Annotated in this window: 19 protein-coding genes; 12 read left to right on the top strand and 7 right to left on the bottom strand. The window is 39.9% G+C overall.

Translation table 11 applies throughout. The annotated features are described in order from the left end of the window. The first annotated feature begins 7 nt into the window (after positions 1-7). Positions 8-376, top strand: coding sequence for a response regulator (locus CH352_RS04395; protein ID WP_100705492.1), 369 nt, complete (start codon positions 8-10; stop codon positions 374-376). On the opposite strand, the gene CH352_RS04390 is transcribed toward CH352_RS04395, so the two are convergent. Further along, positions 373-1,548: an acyltransferase family protein gene (locus tag CH352_RS04390; RefSeq protein ID WP_100705493.1), complete on the bottom strand. Its 1,176-nt coding sequence runs from the start codon at positions 1,546-1,548 to the stop codon at positions 373-375. The genes CH352_RS04395 and CH352_RS04390 overlap by 4 nt on opposite strands. Continuing rightward, a complete protein-coding gene (locus CH352_RS04385; RefSeq protein WP_100705494.1) occupies positions 1,508-2,530 on the bottom strand; it encodes a DUF2804 domain-containing protein in 1,023 nt (340 codons plus the stop codon). Before CH352_RS04385 ends, CH352_RS04390 begins: the two co-directional genes overlap by 41 nt. Positions 2,531-2,667: 137 nt before the next feature. Between CH352_RS04385 and CH352_RS04380 the strand changes: the two genes are divergently transcribed. After that, complete coding sequence (locus CH352_RS04380; RefSeq protein WP_100705495.1) at positions 2,668-3,555, top strand: LIC_13029 family protein; 888 nt, start codon at positions 2,668-2,670, stop codon at positions 3,553-3,555. A 39-nt stretch (positions 3,556-3,594) separates the two neighbouring features. Continuing rightward, complete coding sequence (locus CH352_RS04375) at positions 3,595-5,385, top strand: transglutaminase-like domain-containing protein (protein WP_100705763.1); 1,791 nt, start codon at positions 3,595-3,597, stop codon at positions 5,383-5,385. 52 nt (positions 5,386-5,437) lie between these two features. Here the strand turns inward: CH352_RS04375 and CH352_RS04370 are convergent, their stop codons facing one another. Beyond that, entirely contained in the window at positions 5,438-6,031 is a 594-nt protein-coding gene (locus CH352_RS04370; RefSeq protein ID WP_100705496.1) for a DUF6962 family protein, read from the bottom strand. 29 nt (positions 6,032-6,060) lie between these two features. Between CH352_RS04370 and CH352_RS04365 the strand changes: the two genes are divergently transcribed. The 7 genes from CH352_RS04365 to CH352_RS04335 all read left to right on the top strand — a co-directional run bounded on the left by CH352_RS04365 (position 6,061) and on the right by CH352_RS04335 (position 11,713). Next, positions 6,061-7,401 carry a hypothetical protein gene (locus CH352_RS04365; protein WP_100705497.1) on the top strand — a complete coding sequence of 447 codons (1,341 nt, stop codon included), beginning with the start codon at positions 6,061-6,063 and terminating at the stop codon, positions 7,399-7,401. Between the two features lie 61 nt (positions 7,402-7,462). Beyond that, positions 7,463-8,284, top strand: a complete 822-nt coding sequence (locus CH352_RS04360) for an aldo/keto reductase (protein ID WP_100705498.1) — start codon at positions 7,463-7,465, stop codon at positions 8,282-8,284. A gap of 83 nt (positions 8,285-8,367) precedes the next feature. Continuing rightward, positions 8,368-8,817 carry a MarR family winged helix-turn-helix transcriptional regulator gene (locus CH352_RS04355; protein WP_100705499.1) on the top strand — a complete coding sequence of 150 codons (450 nt, stop codon included), beginning with the start codon at positions 8,368-8,370 and terminating at the stop codon, positions 8,815-8,817. A gap of 104 nt (positions 8,818-8,921) precedes the next feature. Further along, positions 8,922-9,359: a DoxX family protein gene (locus CH352_RS04350; protein ID WP_100705500.1), complete on the top strand. Its 438-nt coding sequence runs from the start codon at positions 8,922-8,924 to the stop codon at positions 9,357-9,359. Between the two features lie 314 nt (positions 9,360-9,673). Further along, complete coding sequence (locus CH352_RS04345; protein WP_100705501.1) at positions 9,674-11,029, top strand: sensor histidine kinase; 1,356 nt, start codon at positions 9,674-9,676, stop codon at positions 11,027-11,029. Between the two features lie 64 nt (positions 11,030-11,093). Continuing rightward, entirely contained in the window at positions 11,094-11,375 is a 282-nt protein-coding gene (locus tag CH352_RS04340) for a GNAT family N-acetyltransferase (RefSeq protein WP_100705502.1), read from the top strand. Continuing rightward, positions 11,372-11,713, top strand: coding sequence for a VOC family protein (locus CH352_RS04335; RefSeq protein WP_100705503.1), 342 nt, complete (start codon positions 11,372-11,374; stop codon positions 11,711-11,713). The genes CH352_RS04340 and CH352_RS04335 overlap by 4 nt, the downstream gene beginning before the upstream one ends. On the opposite strand, the gene CH352_RS04330 is transcribed toward CH352_RS04335, so the two are convergent. Together CH352_RS04330 and CH352_RS04325 are read right to left on the bottom strand one after the other, a co-directional pair. Next, a complete protein-coding gene (locus CH352_RS04330; protein ID WP_100705504.1) occupies positions 11,710-12,948 on the bottom strand; it encodes a BaiN/RdsA family NAD(P)/FAD-dependent oxidoreductase in 1,239 nt (412 codons plus the stop codon). The genes CH352_RS04335 and CH352_RS04330 overlap by 4 nt on opposite strands. Before the next feature lie 10 nt (positions 12,949-12,958). Further along, on the bottom strand, positions 12,959-13,825 hold the full coding sequence (locus CH352_RS04325; protein ID WP_100705505.1) for a pirin family protein: 867 nt from the start codon (positions 13,823-13,825) through the stop codon (positions 12,959-12,961). A gap of 75 nt (positions 13,826-13,900) precedes the next feature. Between CH352_RS04325 and CH352_RS04320 the strand changes: the two genes are divergently transcribed. After that, a complete protein-coding gene (locus CH352_RS04320; RefSeq protein ID WP_100705764.1) occupies positions 13,901-14,371 on the top strand; it encodes an LIC13081 family protein in 471 nt (156 codons plus the stop codon). A gap of 101 nt (positions 14,372-14,472) precedes the next feature. Further along, positions 14,473-16,176 carry a hybrid sensor histidine kinase/response regulator gene (locus CH352_RS04315; protein WP_100705765.1) on the top strand — a complete coding sequence of 568 codons (1,704 nt, stop codon included), beginning with the start codon at positions 14,473-14,475 and terminating at the stop codon, positions 16,174-16,176. Positions 16,177-16,178: 2 nt separating this feature from the next. Here the strand turns inward: CH352_RS04315 and CH352_RS04310 are convergent, their stop codons facing one another. Continuing rightward, entirely contained in the window at positions 16,179-16,769 is a 591-nt protein-coding gene (locus CH352_RS04310) for an anthranilate synthase component II (protein ID WP_100705506.1), read from the bottom strand. After that, the gene (locus tag CH352_RS04305) at positions 16,766-18,184 is read right to left on the bottom strand and encodes an anthranilate synthase component I family protein (RefSeq protein WP_100705507.1); all 1,419 of its coding nucleotides are present in this window, start codon (positions 18,182-18,184) and stop codon (positions 16,766-16,768) included. The genes CH352_RS04310 and CH352_RS04305 overlap by 4 nt, the downstream gene beginning before the upstream one ends. Positions 18,185-18,254: the final 70 nt, after the last annotated feature.

Raw genomic sequence — 18,254 nt, 5'->3', positions numbered from 1 at the left:
GTAGAAAATGACTAAGATACTCTGCGTAGATGACGCTCCCACGGTTTTAAAACTTTTAGATTTCACTCTTACGGAAGAAGGTTATTCCGTATGCAAGGCCGCAGGACCTGATGAAGCTCTGACTAAAATAGAATCGGAAGGTCCTTTCGATATAGGTATCTTCGATGTGAATATGCCAGGCAGGACCGGAATAGAACTCACTAAAGAAGTTTTAAGAACGGAAAAAGGAAAAAGTATGAAAATACTCATTCTTACTACTGAGTCTAGTGACGCAATGAAATCACAAGGGAAAGATGCAGGCGCGAAAGGATGGATGATCAAACCTTTTAACGACGAGGATCTTCTCGCCGCAGTAAAACACCTGATCGGTCCTTAAATTTTCCAATACAGTCTTTTTTTATCTAAAATAAAAAGGGCCAAAAACCATAAGACCAGGACAGTTATAGAATATAAAAAAGAACTCAACTCCGGAGAATCTATCCAGCTTTTATAATATTCTAGATAGATCAGATTTTTCAATGGGATTTTTTTCCCTTCCGGAGAAGAGACCATGATTATATTCAAACTTCTGGCAAATATCCCAGAGCCAAAAAACACAAGCAAAGCGTTCTTTCCGAAAGGAAGAAGAAAATTTTGCAAGGCTTTAAACTCGGATCTATCAAACTTTTCTAAGACTAAAAATAAGGAAATAATAAGCAAGGCCCAACCTGCGGTCCAAAGAGAATAAGTCCCGGTCCATAAACTTTTATTAATGGGATAGTAGATTCCCCAAACTCCGCCCACAAGTAATACCGAAAGCGCGCCTAACGCTATTTTCCCGGAAATAGAAAGAAGAGATTCTTTCTTCTCCAATGATACTTTTATAAATTCTCCCGTAAAAATTCCGCAGAACACCGATCCTATAGATGTAAAGGAAGTTAAGAGTCCTTCCGGATCCCAGACCTTTCCGAATCTCCATAGATGAGCTTGACCGAAAGCTTCTCTGTCCAACCAGGCTCCCCAGTCTTTTCCTTCTTTCATACTTGGTTCTGCGGCTCCAGGAGGAGGAACAAATTCCTGCAAATACCAATACGAGATCAGTAGGGTTAAAAATAGAAAGATCCTGAATTTTAGATTTTTCTCACGATATACGATCGCTCCAAAAAAGTATGCGAATCCTATTCTTTGCAAAACTCCAGGGAATCTAAGATTGGAAAAACTCCATTCTCCGAAAAAATTTAAAAACAATCCTAGGAAGATCAGAATTGCCGCACGTTTTAGTATTTTAGAAAATTCTTGTGTTCCATTGGATACAGAGAAAGGAATAGAAGCACCGACCACAAAAAGAAAAAAAGGAAACACCAGATCCGTAGGTGTACATCCGTCCCATTTTGCATGTTTAAGAGGCCAGTACATATTAGACCAGGTGCCCGGATTGTTCACGAGGATCATCCCGGCGACAGTCAAACCTCTCAAAAGATCTATGGATAAGATACGATTCGGATTTTCGGATTTCAAGTTGTGAATACTACCAAAGAGACCTATGGAATTCAGTGAAGCCCCAAACATCTTTTATCTGGACTTCCCTTCCCTTTTCCGGCCTAAAACTTCCTGAAAATTTTCCTACAAATTGTCTAAAATACAATTTGGTCCAGATGAGATTTACTTTTTCTCTTCTTTCTCCCTTTGGTTCGAACTCCAAACGGATACGTCCATCCTCATCCCAAAGTCTCCAAGGTTTATAAGGATCTTTATGAGAAAAATCGAATATACATCTGCTGACTCTTTGCCTTTCAGAATCGATCCAGTACGCATTCTCCGGAAAAAAACTTTCGTTTACTAAAGCGGCAAAATTAGCCCCTATCTTTGTCCTATCCGGGAGAACGGAGGAGAATGCTGCCCAATACCAATTTGTCTCCCTTCTCAAATAACCTCCGGACCAATCATAAACCATAGTGGTCCTGGAAGGATCTTGGACCAGTTCCTTATTCTCATATTTTACACTGATACGATCGGGGATCAAAGGAGAACATTTTTCGGTAAATGTCCAACGACTTGGCTCGGAAGGATTCAGAACTCTAAGAGGATTATGAGTGATTAAAGAATACGGAAATTCTCCCGAGATTTCCAATTTATTTCCAAAGTTCGCATCAAGTAGAAGTTTACCTTCCGAGTGAGACTTTCGGATATTCAGGAAAGACTTTCCCTTTTTGAAAGAAATTTCATATTCATCCGGATTGGCTGGAAATTTTAAAGCAAGACCCAAGTCGGGTCCTTTTACATCGAATTCGTAGACTTTGCCCTGATCGAATTTATACAGATAAGCAAACACGTTATACGCATATCCAAGACTCACGGCCGCAATCCCGACCAAGCAGTCTTCCATCATGATCCCTAGATAATTGAAAGAATGGAACGCGAACTTCTTTTTAAGCCCTTTAATCTCTTTCCCGAAGAAATCCAAAAGAGTAAAATCGTGATGATTGAATTCGATCGGCTCATCCCAAACTCCATAGTGCACTTGATTTTCGGGTCCGATAATTTTTTGCATAGATTTGGCTCGATTTTCGAACGCTTAGTTGAAAAATCAATGGGATTTCTACCTCATCAACCAAATCTGCTTTACAATTAACTTTTTCATAGCAAGATCGACCTAACAATCGTTCGGGAATATCGGCATAACCATTCATGGGAGAAATCCAGAGCAAGCCAGCAGGAAGCAGAGAAATTCTCGAAGCTTCTGACTTAAAAACTCTGAAAGATAAAAAAACTTCCCGGGAAATTTCAGTTCTTCTCTATCGAGTATTGTTTAGAAGTGAAGAAGTTCGGGGAGGTTCGGTCAAAGTAGTAAAAGAGACCTTCATCCGCACTCATTCTAATCATCCGGAACTATTTCCCATCCTAGACAGAGCTAAGTTCGTTCGGGATATGATCTCTGTTTTCAAAACTTCCACCGTACTTAACCCTGAAAAGTTAGAAGCTTTCTTTGCCTCCGTTCATGCTGCATTTCAAAGTGAGATCAGATATTTATTAGGTAAATCCACTCAGTTCACATTCGATATCATGTTCCAAGTGATAGAGTCTATCCTTCAAGAGATGAGTCATCCGGAAGACCAAAGAACTGTGGATGTAAAAGATAGAGAGCTGATCTTAAAACATTTTAGAGCTTATAACGATCTTTCTAAATTTTTCAACAAGATGGGAACTTCCAAAGCAGTGATCGACAAGAAGGACGAGATCATCACTGAGATTTCCATTAATCATAAAGAGATCACAATAGTTTCCATCGAGAATATGTTCCGAAATATTTTGGCTCAGATCCTTCTTTCCCGTAAGTATAATTGTGGGACTCTGATCGATAAATGGTCTACAGAATACGGCTTTGGTCCTGAACAAGCCCAGTCTATGAGAAATTATATCCAAGAAACTGCGCCTCTCACCGATTTTAGGACGCAATACGCAAACGCGTTACGCGCCATCGGAACGGAGAATGATATGGATCTGATGTTTCTCCGTACATTGTCCAACTATTATGCTTCCTGGGTAACCCAGGTTTCCGAACAAATCCCTGCTTAAAACAGTTTGATTTTAGTGACCAAATCCGTCCAAAAACGGATGGATTATTTACGCGTTCCTCTTCTCTCGGGTCTCGCATTCTTCTGTTTATTCGTTATGGAACTGGCTTCCGAATCCGCTTATTCTTCCATGAAATGGGAGGCCGTAGAACCAAAAACATTTTCTCCTTCTCCCTTAGCTTCCGAGGAGAAGATCAAGTCCTCCCAAGGAAGTTTACTAATTGGAGAAGACCTTTATTTACCCGCCAATTTTCCGGATACGAACGGAAAGAACACCGGTGGTTTGCTCATTAGAAATATTATGACCGGGGCCGCAAATCGTTTGGACTTAAAGGAAACTGTCAGAGGTCTTGCATGGGATAAGGAAGAAGGACAAATTTATGTCAGACTTAAAAAAGAGATTATAGTATTGCAGAACGGTTCCTTAGAAATTAAAAAAAGGATCCCTTTTTTTCAGACAGGAGCCTTTTGGGGAAACATCGGTTTTGCCCAGGGAAAACTTTTCGAGATCCGAGAGAATAAACTCGTTTTTTACGATAAAGAATCAGGATCTGAACTAGAACAAAAGGATCTACCTCTTCCCAAAGTTTCTTTCGCATTCGATTGTTCCGGAAAAGAGATCTTCTTTTGGCATTCCAAGGACGGAACAAATTTACATTCTTATGATCCTATTTTGAATAAGATCAAAAACAGTTTCACCGTTCATTTGGAATCTAAAGAAGCAGGCAAACTCTCCTGTTTCAAAAACGATCTAGTAGTCCTAAGTCCGGAATCGGAAGTTTATCAAAATCTAATACGGATCGGAGACGATTACTATTTAGGGAAACAGGAAAATTTTGTCCTAAAAGAAAATTTAAGTTATAGATTTTCACCCAGCAAGGATACGATACGTTTTGTTTTAAAGATCACTCCTAAGGAAAATTCTCCCGAAACGGAGATTGCAGTAGCCATCCCGCCTCAAGAAACTTCTTCTCAAGTATTGAGCGAGGAAAAATTCCATCCCAACGGAAAATTGACCGAAGACAAACAAAGCAATCGCACTTTGATCATTCCCATCCCCGCATTAAGCTCCGGACAAACCTGGGAAGAAACAGTATATTCAGCTAAATTAGCAAGATATAATATAGATTCCGGACTTACCAAATTCAAAACTTCTTGGGACGATTGGAAGACCCCGAACGAATGGAAACAATATTTGGAGGACGCTTCCGTCTATAAGATCTCAGATCCTGAAATTATTCGGATCCGAGATGAACTCAAATCCTCCAGCTCGAATGTGGAAGAATATATACAAGCTGTATACAGATACATCCGAAAGAATATGGTGTATAAGCAAGATGGTAGATTCGATCCAGCACCTATCGCTCTTCAAAACGGAAATGGTTCCTGCACGGAACATAGTTACGCTCAAATCTCACTACTACGAAGCGCCGGAATACCGGCTAGAATGGCTTGGAACTGGCTCCCTGTAGGAGAAAAAGTGGAGTTGAATCATAAAATTGCAGAAGTTTGGCATCCTTCCTTCGGTTGGATCCCGATGGAACCTTTGGCTCCTCCTCGGACAAGAGCAGGGCTAACATATGCAAAACATATAATATTTGCAGTATTAAATCTGCCGAGTCACTCCATCATCAAAGGAGGAGACACTTTGGCTAATTTTACGAAACCTGCCGGCGGAGCGAGTAGATCGATCTTCATAGAATTGACTCCGGAAATCTCCCATAGATCATCCGCAAACCAATCCGATCCAGGAACAGAGGAGATTTATCCCAAATCGAATCCAGTAAAAAATCGTATATTAGAAAAATCTGAAGAGCGGATCGTAGAATAAGAAAAGAATTAAAGGCCGCAGTTGCAAACTACACCTGCGGCGCCCTTTAGAATTATCCGATCCTTTTTAAAGAATATCCTAAACAATAGGAAGCCGCAGCCAATCCATAATGAAATAGATCCACTCTAGGAAATCCCGCAATCGTTCCTACAGTTCCTATCACAAGTCCGGACAGTATGAAGAGCAAAGCTCCTGCAATCCCATACAATGCAGTTGTTTTATGTGAACCTTTGTATTTTTGGATACAAACTACTAAAACAGCGATCAATGCAATCGCCCCGATCAATGTAGCATATAGACCCAAAGGATAAAGATAACTTAATACGGCTAAAACTAAAAGGATCAAGCTAAGAAGATTCCAAGTTTTACCGTTTATCTTTCCGAAACCTGCGTTAAAAAATGCGATCCCGACCCAAGGAACTCCAACCACTCCAGCTACATGTACGATAGGTCTATAAATTGGGCTGATCCAATCTCCTCCTAAAAAGAAAATCACTCCAAGAAGAGCACCTAACCCGATCAAAAAAAGACCGTAGGCTCCTCCTTTTTTAGAAACGTTTCCTTTAGAGGAAGACTGGACGGAAAGACCGGCCCATATGGCGAAGATTGCCAATACTAAATCAGAAATAGCAGTACTAATTTGCATGACGAACAAAGAATCCGATCCGAATCAAAATGCAAGAAGGATTCGTTTTAAAATTGATTTTCCTAGAGTCTTCTTTATTCTCAGGACTTTTTATTATGAGTTTGGACTCTTGGATCTCTGGATCGGATAATATTCGTAAGGAAATTAAAAATCCCTACGCAAGCGGATGTATATTCGTTATTGGGATTTTGGCATTTGGCGTTTTCGGAAGTATTGCTTCCTTATTTTTCGGAGTATTATTCCTAACTGGAGAAGATAAGATCTTTCCAGGTTTCGGATTCTTTTTCTGTATTTCACTCGTTACAATTTTCATCATTACGATGAGAAGTTACAGAAAAGCATCTCATATAGTAAAAACGATAGAGATACAAACAAATACGTCCTTACTATCATTAAGAGAAACAGGCAAATCGGATGTGGAACTTCCTCTTTCTGAATTTATCTCTTATATGATCTTATTCAGAATGGAAAGATCCAATTCTTCCGGTACTACAAATAGCAGTTGGAAATACTGGGACATCTTCTTACTTTATAAAGATGGAAGTTGTATCTTATTAGAAACTTTCAGAGATCCGGACTCTCTCAAAAAAGGATTAGAATTTTTCAAAACGACACTTCCGCTCCCTGTTTGGGATAGATCCGATCTGAAACTTACTGATCCAGATTCAAAGGAAATTCCTCATAAACAAGACCCGAAACAGATAGAACCTTCTCCATGGGTCAAAACAGGATCAAAAGACCAAGGAACTAAGATCGAAATCATAGAACCTAAATCCGCAGGAAAAACATTCATAACGATCCTAGTTCCGGCCTTATTTTACGGTGCATGGTTTGCGATCCTAAATTCTTTCTTCGGAAATTCAGAAAATCTGATCTTTCTGATCTTCTTCATTCCTTTTTCCGTTTTCTTCCTGGGGATCGTCACAGTGATGACCATCTTTAGCTTATTTAAGAAAACGGAGGTAATTGCAAATTCACTCCAATTAAAACTTCGTTATTCAACAAGGATCCCGATTTTAAGCAGTTTATTGTATAAGGAAAGAAGTTTCCCTCTCTCTTCTATCAGAAACGTTCGCACGATACAAATGGAGAAGGACAATCAAATCTTATGTGTTGCATTAAAATCTTCTAATGAAACTAAACAAAGATCTTTTTTGGACTTTCTGTATAATATCCAAGGAGTCAATCTTTCCGGAAAACAACTCCCGGGAGATACGGAACTTTTAGGAATTATAACCTTAGGTTCTTGGCTACCTAAAGGCCCCGGATATAGCGACCTAGTATACGCGGAGAATGTATTAGAATCCGTTTTGAACCTAAAAGAAGAATCTTTATCATTCTCGGATTTGGTTCCTTCTCCTAAAAAATAAAACCTCTCCGTTTCGAGAGAAGAAAGATCCGACCTAAGCGCAGAGGAGTCTAAGAACAAGTATGCAAAATATAGTCTTAAATCAATCCATCCAACTCAATAACGGAGTGGAGATGCCTGTATTCGGCCTGGGAGTTTGGAAAACAAGATCCGGAAAAGAATGTACGGATGCAGTTCTGAACGCACTTGAATTCGGATACAGACATATAGACACCGCTAAAATTTACGGAAATGAGTCAGATGTAGGAGAAGCGATCAAAAAGAGTGGGATCCCCAGAAAAGAATTATTCATCACTACAAAACTATGGAATAGCGACCAAAGAAATCCACGCAAGTATTTAGAGGAATCCCTGAAAACATTAGGATTAGATACAATCGATCTATATCTGATCCATTTTCCGGTGGCAGGGACCAGGAAACAGGCCTGGAAGGAATTGGAGAAAGCCTATAAAGAAGGCTCCATCCGCGCGATCGGAGTTAGCAACTATACAATCCCTCATCTACAAGAATTATTCCAATACGCGGAGATTGTTCCGACTGTGAATCAAGTAGAATACCATCCATTCTTAAATCAAAACGAACTTCTAAATACTTGCAAAAAAAATAATATAGTTTTGGAAGCGTATAGCCCTCTTGCCCATGGACAAAAAATTTCCGACCCAAAACTTATGGCGCTTGCTTCAAAGTATGGGAAAACTTCCGCCCAAATCTTGATCCGATGGGCAATCGACAAAGGACTAGTGGTCATTCCTAAATCAGTCAAAAAAGAAAGGATCTTGGAGAATTCACAAGTATTCGATTTCAAACTGAGTGAATCGGATCTGGCGGAAATGGAAACCTGGAATGAGAACTTCCGAACCTGCTGGGACCCAACTGGGGCGTAAATAGACTTAGGTTTAACTTCTTTTTTTGTTGACTTTTTTCTTTTCAGGCAGTCTATACATTAATAGTTCAATCTTAAAGTATTATGGCCACTCATTATAAAGGAAAGCCTAGAGATGTAAAGGTGCTCGATGCCTACATCAAATTGAGTCGTTGTGCAGACTCGATCCGCACGATGGAGGAAAAATTCCTCAACCAGTTCAGTCTGACCAGCGGCCAATTCGGATGTTTAGAAACTCTTTATCATCTCGGCCCAATGTGCCAAAAAGAGATTGGCCAAAAAATATTTTCCTGCGAAGGGAACATCACACAGATCGTAGACAACTTAGAAAAAAGAAGTCTAGTTGTGAGAGTCAGAAGCGAAGAAGACAGACGTTATTTTATTATCAATCTTACCGACAAAGGAAAGGAACTCATCGGAACTTCTTTCCCTGATTATTTGGAGCAGTTGAAGGACAAGATGTCCTGCCTCAGCGACGAAGAACTCAAAAATTTAGGACAGATCTGCAAGACTGTCGGACTCAAATCCGCGTAATATGAAAGGAGGGATCTATGTTTTTTGGATTTTTTGGCCCATTACTTTAATAATAAACTATTAGACAATAGACTATATAAACAAGAATCATTTAGGAGGTGAACATGATTCAAAAAATTCTCAAAACAGATGCGGATATAACTTCCCTAATTCTAAGGATTACCCTTGCGGTCGTGATGTTTCCGCATGGAGCACAAAAGGTACTAGGCTGGTACGGTGGATATGGATTCTCCGGAACTTATGCATACTTAACCGGCGCAGGCTTTCCAGGTTTCTTGGTAATACTTTTATTCATCGCAGAATTTTTGGGACCTATCGGATTACTTTCAGGTCTTCTTACAAGAGTTGCTGCAGCAGGAATTGGAGTCGCGATGACAGTCGCAATACTTCCTCATGCAGAACACGGTTTCTTTATGAACTGGGCGGGAAGCCAAAAGGGAGAAGGTTTCGAATTCCATCTATTGATGGTAGCGATCTCTTTAGCATTAGTGATCAAGGGAGGAGGAAAACTTTCCTTGGATGGAGCGATCTCCAAAAACTAAAACGTACCATTATACCTAACTACCAACTTCAGAGAGGTCTTCGGGCCTCTTTTTTTTTATCTGAGTCTGTCGAATAACGTGCAATTTCCTCGACGAAAAATTGTTTTAAAAATCGATTCGGATCCCAGAAAAAACAAAATACTAATCATAAGTGTTTAGTATTCAATTTATTTCAGGCTATTACTTAAAGAAGAGAAAATAAGATCTTACATAATTCATTATGAAAGTAGAAACAATTAAAATTCCATTCCGCTTTTTATTAGAACTAGAGTATCATTGTTTTGATAGATTCTTGTAGTCTATTTATAACAACTATGGAAAAAGGAAAAAAATTCGGTCAACTCGATCGAATTTTCAAATCGATCCAAGGATATCTAACTCCAAAAGTTCCGGTTTCTTCCGGACTTTCCTTTTGGAGAGAACTCATCTTAACTTCTATCTTATTTGCTATGACCATACTCGGAACCATAGTGTATTTCCCGAGTGTTTATCTTGCATGGACGGAAGGCAAAACGGAAGTTTTATGGGTAGACTCATTCGCATTAGGGCTGGTCTATTTTCTTCTACTTGCTAAAAAAATAAAATTTTCAATCAAAGCAGCCTTGGTCCTTACGATGAATTATTGTTTAGGACTTTCTCTTTTGATATTCGTAGGCCCGGAAGGAGGAGGATTACTTTGGTTATTTCCTTTTCCAGTACTCGCTGGAGTCCTCTTCGGCCTCACCCCTTCTCTACTAGGACTTTTTGCGAATATGATCGCGGTCTTCATAGCATCCAGGGTGCAATTTTATATAGGCCTTCCTTGGCATATGACACCGGAAAGATTATATGTAGTAGGCCTGAACTTTCTGATCGCGAATACGATAGTCTGTGTTCCTTTGACTATTTTAATGAGGGGATTACAGGAAAGTGTTCAAAGAAGACATGAATATCTTACGAATCTTAGATTAAGAAAAGCTCATATATACAAATCAAAACGTACTTTAGAAAAGGAGATTGCTGCCAGAATAGAGATCGAAAGGACTTTAGAAGAAAATCTAAGAGAAAAAGAAGTACTTCTTCATGAGATCCATCATAGGGTCAAAAACAATCTCCAGATCGTTTCCGGAATGCTGAACTTGCAAAACATGTATTCTGCGGAATCCACCACTTCTGAAATTTTATCCAAGGCACAGAACAGGATCACTGCAATGGCGATGATCCACGATCATCTCTACAAACAGGACAAATTTGCGAATGTAGATATGAAAACCTATTTGGATTCTCTTTTAAGACATCTGGTTACTTCTTATTTCCCTTCCGGAAATCGTATCGGGTTCGAAGCGGATATGGATCCAGTCAGACTTTCTATGGAGAAGGCAATTCCCTGCGGTTTAATCGTAACGGAGCTGATCTCAAACTCTCTCAAACATGCATTCCCAAATGAGGCGAAAGGAAATATTTTCGTTCAGCTAAAGGTAAATGAAAATAAAGTCCATCTTACTGTCAAAGATGACGGTGTCGGAATGCCCGGTATTCAAGAATGGTTTGGACAAACTTCTTCTAAAAAACAGGACCAGGAATCTTCTTTAGGCCTAATGATCATTCGTTCATTATGCAACCAACTCAAGGCAGAACTGGATCTTAAAAACGTAGGTGGGACTTCTGTTTGCTTGATTTTTAAAACTTGATCGAATTCCATTGTTTTGGCTCTACTAAACCTTCCTAAAGAGAGTCGAATCCATAGAGGGCAAAATGAATTCAGTCCAACACGATGTGGCCGGCAAAAAGTTCCTGATCCTACAAGACGGAAGAGAAGCTCATCTAGTTTACAGAGAGATCGGTTCCCATGTTTGGGATCTGTATCACACATTTGTTCCGACCGATTTTAGAGGAAAAGGGATAGCGTCCCAACTCGCGGAAGCCGCCCTCAAAACAGCAAGGGCAGAAACAAAAAAGATCATTCCGAACTGTTCCTTTGTGCAAACCTATCTAAAAAGACATCCCGAATATTCTGATCTGGTAATTATGGAATGATCCATCATATAGCGATTTCCACGCAAGATCCAGAAACATTAAAAAAATTTTATATAAATATCCCGGGCTTGTTCTTTGAAAAGGATCATTTTTACCAGGATGGAAAACTCAGGTCTTCCTGGTTTATGGCAGGAGCCACTAGGATCATGATAGAAAAAGAAGAAAACGCAAAGGCACCTCATGCGCTCATCTTCTCCGCAGCTAAAAAAGAAGAACGTCAAAAAATAGATTCTTTATTCGGGAATTATTATATAGAAAAAACGGATTATACGAAATATTTCAAAGATCCGGATGGAAATCGTATAGGATTTAGCTCTTATCCCGAACCTTGGGATTAAGTTGTAGCTAACGCTTTTGCCGCAATAAAAGAGGTGGTCCAAGCATTTTGGAAATTAAACCCGCCAGTGATCCCGTCTATATCCAAAACTTCTCCAGCAAAATAAAGCCCTGGATGAAGTCTACTTTCCATTTTAGAAAAATCCACTTCCTTACGACGAACTCCTCCGCAGGTCACGAATTCATCTTTGAAAACTCCTTTACCGGAAACTTTCAATACTGTTCTTTTTAAGATCTCTTCCGCTTGGTGTAATTCTTTGGAAGAAATTTCAGACCATCTTTTATCGAGACCACAGGATTTCTCCCAAACTCTTTCCCAGAATCTGGATGGAAGACCGAATTCGGAACGACTTCCCGGCTTTTTAGAAGGACTATCCTTCTTCTTTTCCAAAAATATTTCTCTCAATTCTTGCCGGGAAAGATCAGGAACCCAATCCACTAATAATTCAGCTTTATAATCGGAATCGAATAATTCACGAGCGGCCCAAGCGGAAAGTTTTAAGACCGCAGGACCGCTTAATCCCCAATGAGTAAATAGAACGGGGCCTCTTTGTTTTAGTTTAGAATTTTTGAATATAATCTCTACGTCCGAGACTGTGAGTCCTTGGAATCCATCCAATAACGGATCCGAAATTTCAAAAGTAAATAAAGAAGGGACTGGAGATTCTATCGTATGGCCCATATTTTCCAGCCATCCCCAGACCTTACGAGAAGATCCGCTTGCGATCAGAACAAAATCGAAATATTCTTCTCCTTCTTCCGTTTGTATCCTGAATCTTTTACCGTTCGGATCTTCATTTTTATAAATTCCTAATATAGAAATTTTGGTCCGAATTTTGACTCCGGATTTTTTGGCCTCTTCCAGCAGACAGTCAATGATGGTTTCGGAGTTATCAGTCACAGGAAACATCCTACCGTCACTTTCTGCCTTTAATTTTACTCCTCTGGATTCGAAAAAACGGATCGTATCCTTTGGCTGAAAGATCTCGAAGGCTCTTTTAAGCTCCTTCTCTCCTCTTGGATAACGTTTGGATAATTCTTCCGGATCAAAACAGGAATGAGTGACATTACATCTTCCTCCTCCTGAAATTTTCACCTTGGATAATACGTTAGGAGATTTTTCGTACAGTTGTACCGATATTCTTCCTTTGGAAAGAATTCTAGTTTGGACGGCTCCGAAAAAACCGGCGGCTCCGCCGCCGATCACTGCCAATTTTTTGGTTTGGACTTCTTCCATGAATGGGGAATTATATCGTCCCCATTTTTCCTGCGGAATAATCCTCAAAGGCTTGTTGAATTTCTTGAGGAGTGCTCATCACAAAAGGGCCATAACGTGCCACAGGTTCTTTCAGAGGTTGCCCTCCCAGGATCAAGACTTCCCAGGCAAAATTTTCAGGAGCTCTAAGGCCTATACTACCTTCTCCGCCTTGATAGAATACTGTCTCACCCTCGACCAGATCATGCTCAGCATCCGTATCGATTACTGTGCCCTCGCCCACGAATGGATATACCAGAATATTATAATCTTTTGGCACAGGAACTTCTGCATAAGAACCTGGAGAAAGTTTCAAATGAAAGAATACAATCGGTGTCTGAGTTTGGATGATCGCATTGGTTCCCCAAAGATCTCCTGCAATTACCTTTGCCCAAACTCCGTCTTTTTCTGCGACTGGAAGCTCGGATGAATCCATTTCCTGGTAATTCGGAGAAATAAGTTTTTTATCCCTTGGGAGATTAACCCATATCTGGAATCCATGCATTCTTCCACCTCTGGACTGAAAATCAGCAGAAGGAAGTTCTGAATGCACAAGGCCTGCACCTGCAGTCATCCATTGAATGCCGCCTTCTTTCAATTTGCCAGCATGTCCCCAGGAATCCCTATGTTCCATTTCGCCGGATAGAAGATACGTAACGGTCTCGAAACCTCTATGAGGATGATCCGGAGCACCGATTGCTTTGCCTGGTTCGTAAACTACAGGTCCCATTTCATCCAAAAGTAAGAACGGGTCCCAATAAGAAAATTGCGGAACTGGAAACGGTCTGCGGACTGGAAATCCTCCACCTTCGATAGTTTTTTCGGCGATTCTTGTTCCGGTTATTCGTCTAAAACCCATATTTCCTCTCTATATTACATTGGACTCGAAAAAGGATCCTAAGGGAATTCTTTTTAAAGAATGAGAGAAGTTTCCATGGCAACGACTACTATTGCTTTTACTGTGCCGATTTCTTTGAGTAGAGCGTTCGATTACGTTTCTAATTTCGAACGTTTGCCTGACTGGTCTGAAAATATTCTCTCCTTTAAGAAAAATGAAAGTACTTCTGGTTTTCAAGTGAAAACTAAGTTTTGGTTTTTCGCATATAAGTTCGAATACCAAATTTTAGAATCCAAGTATCCAAGTAGATTGGTGTTCCGGATCAAAAGTAGATTTTCCGATCAGACTGAAACCTTCTCCTTTTATCCCGATCCTAAAGGTTCGGATACGGATACTAAAATCCTTTTTACAAGTCGGATGGAGTTATCAGGATTCTCCAAAATTTTTCGATCTTGGATCTTCTCCAAAGCGTTCAAAAATACAAGAAAGGACATTCGAAAACTACAAGAAATCCTTTCTCAGGGCAAAACCTTAGGAATTCGTAATTTTCAGGTGATACATGACTGATCTTGAAAATAATTTACTAAGCAGATAAATCCTTGTGTTTTTACTTTCAAAAGGGAGAATATGCCCCGTTATTTTTAGTCCTAAATAATATCGTATTCATTATGGAAGATCTTCCTTATAGCGTCGCTCCTTTACCCGAAAATGAAGAAGAAAGGGTACAAGCATTAAAACGTTATAGTATCCTAGACACTCCTCCTGAGGAAAAATACGACGGGATCATAAAAGCTGCCTCACTCATTTGCGGGACACCCATGGCGTTGATTTCCTTAATCGATTCGGAAAGACAATGGTTCAAGGCAAGAATGGGCATAGAAGATAAGGAAACACCCAGGCAAAGTTCCTTTTGTCAATTTGCACTTTCCGAAAATAGGACCTTAATTGTAGAAGACGCTCAAAAAGATCCTAGATTCCAGCAAAATCCTTTCGTAATCAACGAGCCGAATATTCGGTTTTATGCAGGTGCTCCCTTAAGAACTCCCGATGGTTATGTTATAGGCACATTATGCGTATTAGATACACGGCCGAAAACGTTAACTGAAGCTGAGATACAAGCTTTAGAAGCATTGGCAAATTCAGTAGTTTCATTTATGGAACTAGATACTAAATCTCAAGCACTGATCCAGCTACAGGCCGTAGCACTAGAATTACAAAAAGCTAAAGAACAATTTTTTATTAATATGAACCATGAACTCAGGACCCCGGTGCATGGGATATTGGGAATGGTAGATCTATTGCACCAAACAAATAATCCGGAACTTCAAAGAGAATATCTGGATTCATTAACTGAAAGTTCTGAACACCTGATCCGTCTGATCAATGACGTAATCGATTTCAGCAAGGCGGAATCAGGCTCCCTACATTTCAGTTTTAAAGAATTCGACATGATCTCTCTTCTGGAGAGATATGCTGAAGAAGCCTCCGACAAAGCATTCAAAAAAGGATTAGCATTTAAAACAATTCTCCCGCCTGCAAAAGAACGTATCGATGTAAAATCGGATTCTATCCGAGTCAGACAAGTCCTTTCCAATTTAGTTTCTAACGCGTTGAAGTTCACTGAAAAAGGTGGGATCACTGTAGAGTTGGAATTAGCACGAGAGACCGAAACCGATATCACTCTTTCTTTGAGTGTAAAAGATACAGGCATAGGAATAGACGTAAAGAGGATCCCGATATTATTCGAAGCATTCTCTCAAACTGATATTTCTACTACAAGGAAATATGGTGGAACGGGTTTAGGACTTTCTATCTGCAAACGTATCTGCGAGGCATTGGACTGGAATATATCTGCGGAAAGTGAATCAGGAAAAGGTTCCAAATTCATTTTAGAAATGACTCTGCCGAAAGCTGACCTTTCCGAAAAAGTAAAAATTGCAGAATCTAAAAATCGTATCAATTACGATTTTTCTGAATATAGAGAATTGAAAATCCTTGTGGCGGAAGACAATCCTGTTAACCAAAGGTTAATCCAAAAGATGTTGGAAAAATTGGGATTAAGTTGTGCGGTCGTTTCTAATGGAATAGACGCTTTGGCATATTGGGAGGAGAAAGATGTGGACCTTCTTCTTTTAGATATACAAATGCCTGAGTTAAGCGGACTCGAAACAGCAAGTATCCTAAAGAAGAAGCCTAGCACGAAAAAGGTTCCTTGGATCATAGCAGTCACCGCCCATGACAGCCCCGAAGACAGAAAGGCTTGTGCGGAAGCAGGCATAGACGATTATTTAGGAAAACCTTTCCGGATAGAAGATTTGGGAGAAAGGATCCAAGAATTTTTAAGAAATTTCCCTTCCTCCCTTGCCTCCTGATATTACATTAAGAAATTTGAAAGCATTTTCCTTCCTCCTTCTGTCGCAAAAGACTCAGGATGAAATTGTACGCCTTCCATTCTTTTTTTCTCATTGCGGATCCCCATAAGCTCCGAGCCCGCGTAAGCGGTTCTTTCCCATTCCTTTCCAAGAGAATTCTCGTCCACTACCAAAGAGTGATATCTCATCACTTTTAGACCAGGAGGAAGATCTTGAAACACTCCCTTTCCGTCCGTTTTGATCTCGGAAATTTTTCCGTGCATAGGATATTCTGCTTTTATAATATTCGCTCCGGCAAAATGGGCCATGCCTTGCATCCCGAGGCAAACTCCTAAGATTGGGATCTCTCCTTGCAACAGTTTTAAAATTTCCATAGAACAGCCGAAATATTCAGGATCTTCCGGAGTTCCAGGGCCGGGAGAAAGTAAAATTCTATCGTATTTTTCCTTTAGAACCTGGGAAACATTTGTTTCATTCTGACGGATCACATCCAATCTGAATCTATAAGGGAACTCTTCCTCTAAAATTTCTCCCACAAGTTGGAATAGATTATAAGAAAAGGAATCATGATGATCTACTAATAACACTTTCATAGAGCTGCCTCCATTGCTTTCAAAACCGCTCCTAACTTATGACCGATCTCTTGGTATTCCGCATCAGGATCAGAATCCATCACGATCCCTCCGGAAGCTCGGACCGCTGCCTCTTCTTCTTTTCTAAAATAACTTCGGATCGGAATACAGAAGGAACAATTCCCATCGAAGCCAAATCTCCCCACTGCTCCTCCATAAGGGCCTCTCGGATCATTTTCTATCCTATGGATGATCTTCATGGATTCTATCTTTGGAGCACCGCTTAACGTTCCCGTAGGAAAAGAAGAAGCTAATCCGGAAAACATATCCTGACCGGTCCTTAAGATCCCGGAAACTTCTGTAGACAGATGTTGCACATGGCTAAATCTTTTGAGAGCGAAAGAATCTCGGACTTTCACAGTTCCAAATTTGGATACTTTTCCCAGATCGTTTCTATGCAAATCCACTAGCATATTATGTTCTGCGATTTCTTTAGGATCGGAGAGAAGTTGAAGTGCAAACTTTTGGTCTTCTTCTTCGTTTAGTCCTCTTCGAATTGTCCCGGCTAATGGGAAACTCTCCGCGAGTCCGTCCTTTAATCTAAATAAAAGTTCAGGACTTGCTCCCAGATGAACTTCTTCCGGAAAATTCATGAAGAACATAAATGGAGAAGGATTTATCTTCCGGACGGATTTATATAATTCTAAATCTCCCTTTTTTCTATCCGTCGCAGTTTTATCCTCCCCCACCAAAAATGTTTTTCTAAATCCTACCTGGCATTGGAATGTATTTCCGTTTCGGATCTCCTCCAAAACTTCGTCCACCATGAATCTATGTTGTTCTTTTGTTTTAGAAAAACCTAAATCGATTGATTGAAATTTTCCTTTATCGGGAGTTTTCTTTTTATAAATTTCTTCGAACAAATTATATCGATCCGTTCCGTAATGAAAGTATTTTGATTCTCCAGTTCTTCTATCCAAGAGAATACCGTCTTCCATCCAAGCAAAACAGAACTTAGGAAATTTTGGATGTTCTTTTAAAAGAAGACTAGGCTCCATGTCATTTGCAGCCTCATAAGAAAGATAGCCGTATAGACCGCCTCCCCCAGCTTCAGTATATTCTAAGAAGGATTTCCTGGGGGGAAAAATTTCGGAGAGCAACTTGTATGGGTTTCCTCTTGCGATCTCCTTTCCGTCACATTCTAATCGATCTCCCTTTGCCTTGAATATCCTCTTAGGAAAACCGGAAACAAAACTGTATCTCGAATTATCTGATTCGGGTCCTAAACTTTCGAATAGGACCGAAACTTCGGTTTCCTCCATTAGTTTTTGGAAATATTCCAAGACATCTTCTTCTTTTAATGGAAAAGATCGAAAGATTGGTCTTGGAAAAAGTGAATTTACTTCTTTTCTGATATTTTGGATTTCTATGGACATAATTGCCTCCTTAATTTCGAACCAAATCGGTTCAGTAACACATTATAAAAAAGGAATATTTATGTACAGC

It is taken from the genome of Leptospira hartskeerlii (assembly GCF_002811475.1).
Taxonomy (GTDB): Bacteria; Spirochaetota; Leptospiria; order Leptospirales; family Leptospiraceae; genus Leptospira_B; species Leptospira_B hartskeerlii.
Note: the sequence above shows the minus strand (reverse complement) of the source record. Positions and strands in the feature narration are given on the sequence as shown.

Bases quoted from the DNA above. Each gene is read 5' to 3' on its own strand.
- CH352_RS04395 (WP_100705492.1), top strand. From the start codon at position 8: ATGACTAAGATACTCTGCGTAGATGACGCTCCCACGGTTTTAAAACTT.
- CH352_RS04390 (WP_100705493.1), bottom strand. From the start codon at position 1,548: ATGTTTGGGGCTTCACTGAATTCCATAGGTCTCTTTGGTAGTATTCAC.
- CH352_RS04385 (WP_100705494.1), bottom strand. From the start codon at position 2,530: ATGCAAAAAATTATCGGACCCGAAAATCAAGTGCACTATGGAGTTTGG.
- CH352_RS04380 (WP_100705495.1), top strand. From the start codon at position 2,668: ATGGGAGAAATCCAGAGCAAGCCAGCAGGAAGCAGAGAAATTCTCGAA.
- CH352_RS04375 (WP_100705763.1), top strand. From the start codon at position 3,595: ATGGATTATTTACGCGTTCCTCTTCTCTCGGGTCTCGCATTCTTCTGT.
- CH352_RS04370 (WP_100705496.1), bottom strand. From the start codon at position 6,031: ATGCAAATTAGTACTGCTATTTCTGATTTAGTATTGGCAATCTTCGCC.
- CH352_RS04365 (WP_100705497.1), top strand. From the start codon at position 6,061: ATGCAAGAAGGATTCGTTTTAAAATTGATTTTCCTAGAGTCTTCTTTA.
- CH352_RS04360 (WP_100705498.1), top strand. From the start codon at position 7,463: ATGCAAAATATAGTCTTAAATCAATCCATCCAACTCAATAACGGAGTG.
- CH352_RS04355 (WP_100705499.1), top strand. From the start codon at position 8,368: ATGGCCACTCATTATAAAGGAAAGCCTAGAGATGTAAAGGTGCTCGAT.
- CH352_RS04350 (WP_100705500.1), top strand. From the start codon at position 8,922: ATGATTCAAAAAATTCTCAAAACAGATGCGGATATAACTTCCCTAATT.
- CH352_RS04345 (WP_100705501.1), top strand. From the start codon at position 9,674: ATGGAAAAAGGAAAAAAATTCGGTCAACTCGATCGAATTTTCAAATCG.
- CH352_RS04340 (WP_100705502.1), top strand. From the start codon at position 11,094: ATGAATTCAGTCCAACACGATGTGGCCGGCAAAAAGTTCCTGATCCTA.
- CH352_RS04335 (WP_100705503.1), top strand. From the start codon at position 11,372: ATGATCCATCATATAGCGATTTCCACGCAAGATCCAGAAACATTAAAA.
- CH352_RS04330 (WP_100705504.1), bottom strand. From the start codon at position 12,948: ATGGAAGAAGTCCAAACCAAAAAATTGGCAGTGATCGGCGGCGGAGCC.
- CH352_RS04325 (WP_100705505.1), bottom strand. From the start codon at position 13,825: ATGGGTTTTAGACGAATAACCGGAACAAGAATCGCCGAAAAAACTATC.
- CH352_RS04320 (WP_100705764.1), top strand. From the start codon at position 13,901: ATGGCAACGACTACTATTGCTTTTACTGTGCCGATTTCTTTGAGTAGA.
- CH352_RS04315 (WP_100705765.1), top strand. From the start codon at position 14,473: ATGGAAGATCTTCCTTATAGCGTCGCTCCTTTACCCGAAAATGAAGAA.
- CH352_RS04310 (WP_100705506.1), bottom strand. From the start codon at position 16,769: ATGAAAGTGTTATTAGTAGATCATCATGATTCCTTTTCTTATAATCTA.
- CH352_RS04305 (WP_100705507.1), bottom strand. From the start codon at position 18,184: ATGTCCATAGAAATCCAAAATATCAGAAAAGAAGTAAATTCACTTTTT.